Source organism: Bradyrhizobium sp. Leo170 (assembly GCF_004296405.1).
Taxonomy (GTDB): Bacteria; Pseudomonadota; Alphaproteobacteria; order Rhizobiales; family Xanthobacteraceae; genus Bradyrhizobium.
This window is the reverse complement of record NZ_PSRR01000223.1, coordinates 5001-14651: the sequence shown is the minus strand read 5'-3', so window position 1 is coordinate 14651 and position 9651 is coordinate 5001. Positions and strand designations below refer to the sequence as shown.

At 62.4% G+C, this 9651-nt stretch carries 6 protein-coding genes, 1 tRNA gene and 1 rRNA gene; 4 read left to right on the top strand and 4 right to left on the bottom strand.

Features of this window, described 5'->3' with window-relative positions; genetic code table 11:
* Positions 1-259: 259 nt before the first annotated feature.
* A complete protein-coding gene (locus tag CWO89_RS29380; protein ID WP_130582075.1) occupies positions 260-1045 on the bottom strand; it encodes an MOSC domain-containing protein in 786 nt (261 codons plus the stop codon).
* 337 nt (positions 1046-1382) lie between these two features.
* Here CWO89_RS29380 and clpB point away from each other — a divergent pair, with 337 nt between their 5' ends.
* Positions 1383-4022 carry an ATP-dependent chaperone ClpB gene (clpB, locus tag CWO89_RS29375; RefSeq protein WP_130582074.1) on the top strand — a complete coding sequence of 880 codons (2640 nt, stop codon included), beginning with the start codon at positions 1383-1385 and terminating at the stop codon, positions 4020-4022.
* 71 nt (positions 4023-4093) lie between these two features.
* On the opposite strand, the gene CWO89_RS29370 is transcribed toward clpB, so the two are convergent.
* The 3 genes from CWO89_RS29370 to CWO89_RS29360 all read right to left on the bottom strand — a co-directional run bounded on the left by CWO89_RS29370 (position 4094) and on the right by CWO89_RS29360 (position 6945).
* Positions 4094-4348 (bottom strand): hypothetical protein, encoded by a 255-nt coding sequence (locus CWO89_RS29370; RefSeq protein WP_130582073.1) that lies wholly within the window; start codon positions 4346-4348, stop codon positions 4094-4096.
* Between the two features lie 81 nt (positions 4349-4429).
* On the bottom strand, positions 4430-4789 hold the full coding sequence (locus tag CWO89_RS29365; RefSeq protein ID WP_130582072.1) for an SPW repeat protein: 360 nt from the start codon (positions 4787-4789) through the stop codon (positions 4430-4432).
* Positions 4790-4881: 92 nt separating this feature from the next.
* On the bottom strand, positions 4882-6945 hold the full coding sequence (locus CWO89_RS29360) for a M23 family metallopeptidase (protein ID WP_165421391.1): 2064 nt from the start codon (positions 6943-6945) through the stop codon (positions 4882-4884).
* 133 nt (positions 6946-7078) lie between these two features.
* On the opposite strand from CWO89_RS29360, the gene CWO89_RS46215 reads away from it, so the two are divergent.
* The 3 genes from CWO89_RS46215 (at position 7079) to CWO89_RS29350 (ending at position 9608) form a co-directional block, all read left to right on the top strand.
* Positions 7079-7231: a hypothetical protein gene (locus CWO89_RS46215; RefSeq protein ID WP_165421390.1), complete on the top strand. Its 153-nt coding sequence runs from the start codon at positions 7079-7081 to the stop codon at positions 7229-7231.
* Between the two features lie 581 nt (positions 7232-7812).
* A 16S ribosomal RNA gene (locus CWO89_RS29355) occupies positions 7813-9301 on the top strand.
* Positions 9302-9531: 230 nt separating this feature from the next.
* Positions 9532-9608, top strand: a tRNA-Ile gene (locus CWO89_RS29350).
* Positions 9609-9651: the final 43 nt, after the last annotated feature.

The following is a 9651-nucleotide window of genomic DNA, read 5'->3' as shown; positions in this document are numbered from 1 at the left end:
GGGGGGCGGAAAGTGACGCAAAGCTCGGGCGCAACGCGCCGCGAGAACGCGGATGCATATGCTCTCGTCACACTCACCGTCATGCCCCGCGAAGGCGGGGCATCCAGTATCCGGCGGCCTCTCGGCTGAAGCACGACTGTCTCTGGAATACTGGATCGTCCGGTGAAGCCGGACGATGACAGCAGAGAGCTGTTTGAAATTTGAATCCGCTCTCTCCCCCGTCGTCCCTCGCGATGGGTTTCGCTGCGCTCTACCCATCCTACAGCAGGTCCGGCTGCTCCGCCGCGATCGCATCGCCGAGCGCCACCGCGCCATCCGCGACCACCTCGGCATAGACGCCGCATTCGTTGTGGCCGAGGCGCTGCATCAGGGTGTGCGGGATGGTGAGGTCGCGCGCGCCGGTGTCGGGATCGACATTGACGGCGGCGCAGCGGGTGATGCGCTTGACCACCTTGGCCCGTGCGCTGCCGATCGCGATCGTCTGGTCGAGCAGCTCGAATTCGTGCCAGGCCGGCCAGCCCTCGACATAGAGGTTGGCGCGGAAGCGCAGCGGATGCACTGATTGCCCGACCATCTCCTCGATCGCGCGCAGGCTGTTGAGGTTGATGATCGAGACCACCTTGCGGGCGACGTCGGAGAAGCTGTGGCCGGGGCTGGTCAGGACCTTTGGCGGACCCTTGATCTGGCCGGCATGGTGGAGTGCGAAATATTGCTCGATCGCGGCGCGCCCGGCGGCCGTTTCGAGGTCGCCCTGGGCCACCATCTCGCCGTTCCGGCGCAGGGTCAGGACGTGGCTGTCGTCGTCGAACTCGGCGCGGAGCGGCACCAGCCACTCGTCCCGCTGCAGCATCAGGAAATGCGGCTTCGGCAGCCATTTGGGCTGCTCGGGCTCGAAGCCGCTCGGGCCGTTCTCGATGGCGTAGCGGCGGTCGGACAGGAGCGTCTGGCCAGCCCTGAGCTCGGCCCGCGGCAGCGCCTCTGCGGTCAGGCCTTTGACGGGATAGCGGTAGATGCCGGCGATCTGTGCGGGGGAGGTGGAGGACATCAGGCCTTTTAGGAAATTTTCTTCGATCGGGCCACCGAACCCTTACGAATTCATTGCGGAAAGCTCTTCCGTTTCGGAACCCGATGCCCACATTGTGATCAAGCCTGAAACGAGGGCGACGACCACCGGTCGGTTGACGGATATCAACACGGTCGGGCGGAAACCCAATGAAGATGCCTTCCACGGTGCCTATCGCGTGATCCGCGAAAGTGTGCGTGCGGTTTCGCGAAAAGATCACGCGCTAATTTAAGAATTGGGCGCGATCAGACGCAAAACCGGTACCCACTTTTGCTGATCGCGCCCAGGGCCGGGAGGGCAGGCCGAGGGAAAGCAAACGATGAATATAGAAAAATACACCGAGCGGGCGCGCGGCTTCATCCAGTCGGCGCAGTCGCTTGCGGTACGCGAGGGGCACCAGCAGTTCTCGCCGCTGCATCTGTTGAAAGTGCTGCTGGACGACAGCGAAGGCCTAGCCGGCGGCCTGATCGATCGCGCCGGCGGCAATTCCCGCGCCATCCTCAAGGCAACCGAGGATGCGCTTAACAAGCTGCCGAAAGTGTCGGGCAGCGGCGCGGGGCAGGTCTACCTTTCACCCGAATTGGCGCGGGCGTTCGATGCGGCCGAAAAGGCTGCCGAGAAGGCCGGCGACAGCTTCGTCACCGTCGAGCGTCTCCTGCTCGGGCTTGCGCTCGAGAAGAACAGCGAGGCCGGCTCGATCCTGAGCAAGGGCGGCGTCACCCCGCAGAACCTGAATGCTGCGATCGAGTCGCTGCGCAAGGGCCGCACGGCCGATAGCGCCACCGCCGAGAACGCCTATGACGCGCTTAAGAAATATGCCCGCGACCTGACCCAGGCCGCGCGCGACGGCAAGCTCGATCCGGTGATCGGCCGCGACGAGGAGATCCGTCGCACCATCCAGGTGCTGTCCCGCCGCACCAAGAACAACCCCGTCCTGATCGGCGAGCCCGGCGTCGGCAAGACCGCGATCGTCGAAGGCCTGGCGCTGCGCATCGTCAATGGCGACGTGCCGGAGAGCCTGAAGGACAAGCGTCTATTATCGCTCGACCTCGGCGCGCTTATCGCGGGCGCGAAGTACCGCGGCGAGTTCGAGGAGCGGCTGAAGGCCGTGCTGCAGGAGGTGACCTCGGCCGAGGGCACCTTCATCCTGTTCATCGACGAGATGCACACGCTGATCGGAGCCGGCAAGGCCGACGGCGCGATGGACGCCTCCAACCTGTTGAAGCCGGCGCTCGCCCGCGGCGAACTGCACTGCATCGGCGCGACCACGCTCGATGAGTACCAGAAGCACGTCGAGAAGGATGCCGCGCTCGCCCGCCGCTTCCAGCCGATCTTTGTCAGCGAGCCCTCGGTCGAGGATACGATCTCGATCCTGCGCGGGTTGAAGGACAAGTACGAGCAGCACCACGGCGTGCGGATTTCCGATTCCGCGCTTGTGGCGGCCGCGACCCTGTCCAACCGCTACATCACCGACCGCTTCCTGCCCGACAAGGCCATCGACCTGATGGACGAAGCGGCGGCGCGGCTGAAGATGCAGGTCGATTCCAAGCCGGAAGAGCTCGATACGCTGGACCGCGAGATCATCCGCCTCAAGATCGAGCAGGAGGCGCTGAAGAAAGAAAGCGATCTGGGCTCGAAGAGCCGGCTGCAGGCGCTGGAGAAGGAACTCGCCGATCTCGAGGAGAAATCGAAGGCGCTGACGGCGCGCTGGAGCGCGGAAAAGAACAAGCTCTCCAATGCCCAGAAGCTGAAGGCCGAGCTCGACGCGCTGCGTGTGGAACTGGCCAACGCCCAGCGCCGCGGCGAATTCCAGCGTGCCGGCGAGCTTGCCTATGGCAAGATCCCGGCGCTGGAAAAACAGCTCGCCGATATCGAGGCCAGCGAGAACCAGGGCGCGACGATGGAGGAGGCGGTCACCGCCAACCACATCGCGCAGGTGGTCTCCCGCTGGACCGGTGTTCCGGTCGACCGGATGCTGGAAGGCGAGAAAGAGAAGCTCCTGAAGATGGAGGATGCGCTCGGCCGGCGCGTCGTCGGCCAGGCCGAGGCGGTGCGTGCGGTGGCGACCGCCGTGCGCCGCTCGCGTGCCGGCCTGCAGGACCCGAACCGGCCGATGGGCTCGTTCATGTTCTTAGGGCCGACTGGCGTCGGCAAGACCGAGCTCACCAAGGCGCTGGCGGAGTACCTGTTCAACGACGAGACCGCGATGGTCCGCCTCGACATGTCCGAATACACGGAGAAGCACTCGGTCTCGCGATTGATCGGCGCGCCTCCGGGCTATGTCGGCTATGACGAGGGCGGCGCGCTCACCGAAGCGGTGCGACGGCGGCCCTACCAGGTGGTGCTGTTCGACGAGATCGAGAAGGCGCATCCCGACGTCTTCAACGTGCTGTTGCAGGTGCTCGACGACGGCCGCCTGACCGACGGCCAGGGCCGCACGGTCGACTTCCGGAACACGCTGATCATCATGACCTCGAACCTCGGTTCGGAATTCCTGGTGAACCAGCCGGAGGGCGAGGACACGGACGCGGTGCGCGAGCAGGTGATGGCGACGGTGCGGGCGCATTTCCGCCCCGAATTCCTCAACCGCGTCGATGAGATCATCCTGTTCCATCGGCTGCAGAAGAGCGAGATGGGCCGGATCGTCGAGATCCAGTTTGCGCGGCTGCAGAAGCTCTTGGAGGATCGCAAGATCACGCTCACGCTGGATGCGGCGGCGCGCGACTGGCTGGCCGCCAAGGGCTGGGACCCGGCTTACGGTGCCCGCCCGCTGAAGCGGGTGATCCAGCGCAGCCTGCAGGACCCGCTCGCCGAGATGATCCTGGCTGGCGACATCAAGGACGGCGACCAGGTCAAGATCTCGGCCGAGGGCAACGTGCTGACCTTCAATGGCAAGGCGCAGCAGACCGCCGAGGTCGCCCAGTTCGACGCGCCGGTAGCGAAGCGCAAGCTGAACTGAGTCATGAGACGGCTAGAAGCCCTCTCCGCGGTCCGCGGAGGGGGCTTCGAGTTTCTGGGAGGTTGGAAGATTTATTCCTGCGTTACCGCCGGGCCGACATCGTCCTCTTCGCTCGGCTCGAGTTCGGAAAGGATGTCCACGAGCTCGCGGGCGCGGCCGGTCGCGAGCGGCTTGCCGGCGTTCATCAGCGGCTCGTCATTGGCGAGCCAGGCCTGGGCCTCCGCCAACTCGTCAACGGTGGCGCCAGTCGCGATGATCTTGGCGATGGTGACATCGTCGACTTGGCCGACCGCTCTGACGACGTCATCCCGTGTGATGCGCCTCATGCCCGGTACCCCTCGACGCGTAACAACGAGGCCTCCGCCCGCCGTCATGGCGGGCAGGGACCGAAGTAAGGCAGCCCTCGATCAGCGGCCCGTTGTCAGCCGCGGCGGGTGCTGCGACATCATCCAGAGCTCGATCGCAGCCAGGATCGCCACCGCCGCGCCGATCACCACATGGACCGTCATCGCGGTGGTACCGTGGAAGCCCAATACCCAGGGCGACACCAGGGCCCACAATCCGACGATCAGGTTCAGCCACTCCTCCCACACCGCGAATGCCGCCAGCGCCGCGATCGCAAGGACCGCGATGACGATGCCGGTGATGTAGGCGTTGGTGGAGACGGTTCCGGCGGTGAAGCCGAACAGCCAGGGCGACAGCAAGAGGATCGCGCCAAGGACCAGGTTTGCGACGTCGCACAATTTCGCGTTCGTCCAATTCTCCATGACACCCTCCATTGGAGGTTTCGCGTATCCATGAAACCGAGCTGATGCCCTCCCGGTTCCATGGCCGGCGCGGCAAATTTGGAGGGAGGAGATCAGCGGTTGCTGACGGGCCGCGAACCGGTCGAGCCGGTGGCGTCGGAGACGATGCGGGAGCTGCCGCGGCTGTTCATCTGGCCATCGATCCGGTCCCGCTCCTTCTCGAAGCCTGCCAGCATCGAGCCCTCGAGCGAGCGCCCGCGCGGCAGCTTCACGCGCATCGGGTCGACGAAACGGCCGTTGACCAGGATCTCGTAGTGGACGTGGGCACCGGTCGACATGCCGGTCGACCCGATAAAGCCGATCACCTGGCCCTGGCGGACGCGCTTGCCGGACTCCATGCCCTTGGCGAAGGCGGACATGTGGCCGTAGGCGGTCTCATAGCCGTTGTTGTGCTTGACGCGGACATACTTGCCGTAGCCGCCCTCCCAACCGACCTTTTCGACCACGCCGTTGCCCGAAGCGAAGATCGGGGTGCCGTAGGGGGCCGCCCAGTCGACGCCGGTGTGCATCTTGACGTAGCCGAGGATCGGATGGCGGCGGCCGCCGAAGCCGGAGCGCATGATCGCGTTGTTGACGGGCTTGCGCACCAGGAACTTCTTCGCGCTCTTGCCGGTCTCGTCGTAATAGTCGACCACCGAATCGTCAGGCGTCTGGAACCGGTAGTATTTCTTGGTCTCGCCGCCGACCGTGAGCGCAGCGTACAGCACCTCGGTCTTTTCGCTGCTCGTTACGCCTTCGTCCTCACCGGCGTAGTAGACGTCGAAGGAGTCGCCGGGCTGCACCTTGCGCTGGAAGTCAACGTCATAGGAATAGATACGGACCATGTCCTCGATGACGTTCTGCGGCACCTTGTTGCGCAGTGCGGTCTCGTAGATGCTCTGATAGAGCCGTACGCCGCTGCCATCATCCTCGTCGTCATCGTCGCTGTTGTCGGCGGTGTCGGACACGGTGTTCATGCTCTGCACATCGACGGCGACATATTTGCCGATGTCCGAGAGGGCTGCGATCGCCTCGACCTGGGTGTCGTTGGCGACGATCACGCGATAGGGCTGTAGCCGCGCTCCCGGGGCCGGATTTGCCGGCGCCATCAGGATGCGCAGTTTCTGGCCTTCCTTGAGGCCGCCATCGCGGCCGCGGGCGCCAAGCGTGGCCGCGATCGCCTTGGCCTCCTCGGCTGTCGCGCCCATGTCGCGCAGCACCGAGGTGACGGTGTCGCCCTTCTTGACGATATGCACCCGTTCCCCGGTCGGATTGCCGCCGGTGACCTGCTCCTTGGTCTTCGGCAGCAGCGTGACGTTTTCCGGCACCACGCGGGTCTCGAAGCCGGCATAGGGATCGGAAACGTTGCCTTCGGTGGCATAGGCGAGCTTGATGTCGGGCTGCGCGCCGCCGACATCGGCGGTGGCGTTGGCCAGCGTATAACGGACGCCGCCGTTATTGCCGCGCCAGTTGGCTGCGTCACGCACCCGCATCAGGATCTCGTCGAGCGCCACCACCGCGGCGATCTTCGCCTTCGGCAGCACCTGCCCGAGATCCTTGGTCACGAAGGAGACCTCGGCATCGGGCTCCACGGCCTCGGGGTTGTTCGGATCGTCGGCCGCCGCGGTCTGATTAGTGCCGACATCGGTCAGCATGCGTTGGGCGTTGAACGGCGGGATCTTGGCCGAAAGATCGCTTGTCGTCATCGAGAGGTTGCCGGAGATGCGAACATACGGCCGCACCCGCATCACGTCGCGGTTGCCGACGCGAGTGACCGTCGATACCCGCACCACGTTGCGCGAGGCGCTTGATTCCGACGGCGGCGGCAGGCGGTCGCTCTTGTGCAGGGTGGCGGCGCGGTCATTGGCGCTGACGGCACCGCGCAGCGCGCCCTCGACCCGCTCCGGGAGCTTGGCAAAGGTCATCTCGCCGTCGAGGGACGCAAAAACGGCGCCGCCGATCAAGGCTGCGCCGCACAGGCCGGTGAGGATAGTGCCGCTGAACCATTGTACGGAAACACGGCGGCGGTCGATCACCGCAGCCTCCGAGCCGTCAACCGACAGCGGCGGCTCGTGACCGAGATCGATCATCCCGGTCTCGCGTCCAAAGCCGCTCCCGCGTGACGCCCGTTGGCTCAAACCCGTGTCCCCCCAAGTTCCATCAGCATACGACGAGACTTCCGCACTCCCTTGCGCCCGCATTCGCCCTAGCAGGGCAATCCGGCAGTACGGCGCGTCACATACAGCAACATTCGTGAATTATCGAAGGCCGATGGCCAACCACAATCTCGAACGGCAACGATGTGTAAATCTCTCGATGTTGCTCGGCCGCGTGGAACTGGCGACGGGTTCATCAGAAATCGTCAGTCCCTTGGTAGAAACCACCGGCAGCCCCCACTGGCATCCGGCGATTCATTTTGCATAACTAATCGTCAGAACGTCGCAGGATTGTGGCTCAAGTACGGCGTAAAGTCCCGAAAAATCGAGCAATTCTGCGCATCAGAAGAATCTGCACCTGATGCGACGATTTGTTGACAATGGCCGTTGACAAGCCGGATTGGGCCGGCCTATAAGGCACCCACTGAGCGCGGCGCTGCATTGGCCCGGTAGGCCAAGGCAAGCTTTCGCGCCCTTGATGCTCCTCACTTTGATGAGTGACTCAACAGCCGATGTAAATCGGTTGCGGATTTGCCGTCGGGTGAAGGAGGTCAGAACCCTTCTAAGGGTGTGAGGTCCTCGGATCTCGGGCTGTTTGACAAGTGAAGATGAAGAAAGAGAAACGTGGACGGCGGAGTCCTTGCGGGTCTCGATTTTGAAAGCCAGGGTTTTCGAACCCAGGATTTTTCCCGATCGGGACCGGACGAAAGACTTCGGCGGTACACGTTTTGAATAAGGTTACACCATGATCTCTTCATTGAGATCAGGTCGCCAGCGATGTGAATCGCTGCGCGATTTCGGTGTGGACCTCGTCAAACGTTGTGATCAGCCGGTTCAAAGTTTCAAGTCCAACTTGAGAGTTTGATCCTGGCTCAGAGCGAACGCTGGCGGCAGGCTTAACACATGCAAGTCGAGCGGGCGTAGCAATACGTCAGCGGCAGACGGGTGAGTAACGCGTGGGAACGTACCTTTTGGTTCGGAACAACACAGGGAAACTTGTGCTAATACCGGATAAGCCCTTACGGGGAAAGATTTATCGCCGAAAGATCGGCCCGCGTCTGATTAGCTAGTTGGTGAGGTAATGGCTCACCAAGGCGACGATCAGTAGCTGGTCTGAGAGGATGATCAGCCACATTGGGACTGAGACACGGCCCAAACTCCTACGGGAGGCAGCAGTGGGGAATATTGGACAATGGGCGCAAGCCTGATCCAGCCATGCCGCGTGAGTGATGAAGGCCCTAGGGTTGTAAAGCTCTTTTGTGCGGGAAGATAATGACGGTACCGCAAGAATAAGCCCCGGCTAACTTCGTGCCAGCAGCCGCGGTAATACGAAGGGGGCTAGCGTTGCTCGGAATCACTGGGCGTAAAGGGTGCGTAGGCGGGTCTTTAAGTCAGGGGTGAAATCCTGGAGCTCAACTCCAGAACTGCCTTTGATACTGAAGATCTTGAGTTCGGGAGAGGTGAGTGGAACTGCGAGTGTAGAGGTGAAATTCGTAGATATTCGCAAGAACACCAGTGGCGAAGGCGGCTCACTGGCCCGATACTGACGCTGAGGCACGAAAGCGTGGGGAGCAAACAGGATTAGATACCCTGGTAGTCCACGCCGTAAACGATGAATGCCAGCCGTTAGTGGGTTTACTCACTAGTGGCGCAGCTAACGCTTTAAGCATTCCGCCTGGGGAGTACGGTCGCAAGATTAAAACTCAAAGGAATTGACGGGGGCCCGCACAAGCGGTGGAGCATGTGGTTTAATTCGACGCAACGCGCAGAACCTTACCAGCCCTTGACATCCCGGTCGCGGACTCCAGAGACGGAGTTCTTCAGTTCGGCTGGACCGGAGACAGGTGCTGCATGGCTGTCGTCAGCTCGTGTCGTGAGATGTTGGGTTAAGTCCCGCAACGAGCGCAACCCCCGTCCTTAGTTGCTACCATTTAGTTGAGCACTCTAAGGAGACTGCCGGTGATAAGCCGCGAGGAAGGTGGGGATGACGTCAAGTCCTCATGGCCCTTACGGGCTGGGCTACACACGTGCTACAATGGCGGTGACAATGGGAAGCGAAGACGCAAGTCCTAGCAAATCTCAAAAAGCCGTCTCAGTTCGGATTGGGCTCTGCAACTCGAGCCCATGAAGTTGGAATCGCTAGTAATCGTGGATCAGCACGCCACGGTGAATACGTTCCCGGGCCTTGTACACACCGCCCGTCACACCATGGGAGTTGGTTTTACCTGAAGACGGTGCGCTAACCGAAAGGGGGCAGCCGGCCACGGTAGGGTCAGCGACTGGGGTGAAGTCGTAACAAGGTAGCCGTAGGGGAACCTGCGGCTGGATCACCTCCTTTCTAAGGATGGTCCTTCAGAGAGCTCACGCTCACTATCGGATCGTTTTAGAAACATCTCGGGGCCAATCGATCGCCAGATCGCTTGAGCTCCATTGGCGGGATTTCGCCGTCTTCGTTTCTCTTTCTTCGCGGACGAACACGCGCCAGGGGGCTTGAGCGCTGTGCGATGCATCGGCGACAGCCGGTTGCGCGCGAGCAGGCTCCGATCCTCAAAAAGGGATAAGCGTCAGGGGCTTGTAGCTCAGTTGGTTAGAGCGCGCGCTTGATAAGCGTGAGGTCGGAAGTTCAAGTCTTCCCAGGCCCACCACTTTGATCGAGCGCATGTGTCTCTCTTATCCAGCCCACGGCAT

Excerpts from the sequence above, each read along its gene's own strand:
- CWO89_RS29380 (WP_130582075.1), bottom strand. The coding sequence starts at position 1,045 with ATGTCCTCCACCTCCCCCGCACAGATCGCCGGCATCTACCGCTATCCC.
- clpB (WP_130582074.1), top strand. The coding sequence starts at position 1,383 with ATGAATATAGAAAAATACACCGAGCGGGCGCGCGGCTTCATCCAGTCG.
- CWO89_RS29370 (WP_130582073.1), bottom strand. The coding sequence starts at position 4,348 with ATGAGGCGCATCACACGGGATGACGTCGTCAGAGCGGTCGGCCAAGTC.
- CWO89_RS46215 (WP_165421390.1), top strand. The coding sequence starts at position 7,079 with ATGGCCAACCACAATCTCGAACGGCAACGATGTGTAAATCTCTCGATG.
- CWO89_RS29365 (WP_130582072.1), bottom strand. The coding sequence starts at position 4,789 with ATGGAGAATTGGACGAACGCGAAATTGTGCGACGTCGCAAACCTGGTC.